Origin of the sequence: Bradyrhizobium sp. TM233, from assembly GCF_036247965.1 — a bacterium.
In the GTDB taxonomy this organism is placed as follows: Bacteria; Pseudomonadota; Alphaproteobacteria; order Rhizobiales; family Xanthobacteraceae; genus Bradyrhizobium; species Bradyrhizobium ottawaense.
Window position 1 is genome coordinate 1 of sequence record NZ_BTIG01000142.1, and the last position, 258, is coordinate 258.

The window sequence follows — 258 nt, forward strand, 5'->3', positions numbered from 1 at the left end:
CAACATCTGCCGCTGCGGCTGCTACCAGCGCATCGAGAACGCGATCCATCTCGCATCGACGGGGGTCTGACATGAATTTCATCGACAATCCCGGCAAGCTCCGTGGCTTCGAAAAACGTGGCTTCGAAAAGAACATCAAGATCGAGAAGGTCTCGCGCCGCAGCATCCTGAAGGGGCTCGGCATCACCGGCGGCTTCGTGCTCGCGGCACCCGTGATGTCGCGCCAGGCGTTCGCCTATGAGACCGGTGCCGGCAAGA

At 60.9% G+C, this 258-nt stretch carries 1 protein-coding gene and 1 pseudogene; both read left to right on the forward strand.

The genetic code is table 11. From position 1 onward, the window contains the following. A pseudogene (locus AABA86_RS34055) lies at positions 1-70 on the forward strand ((2Fe-2S)-binding protein); the annotation flags it as partial. Between the two features lies 1 nt (position 71). Further along, positions 72-258 (forward strand): twin-arginine translocation signal domain-containing protein (locus AABA86_RS34060; protein WP_338309856.1); only part of this gene is annotated, 187 nt, incomplete at its 3' end.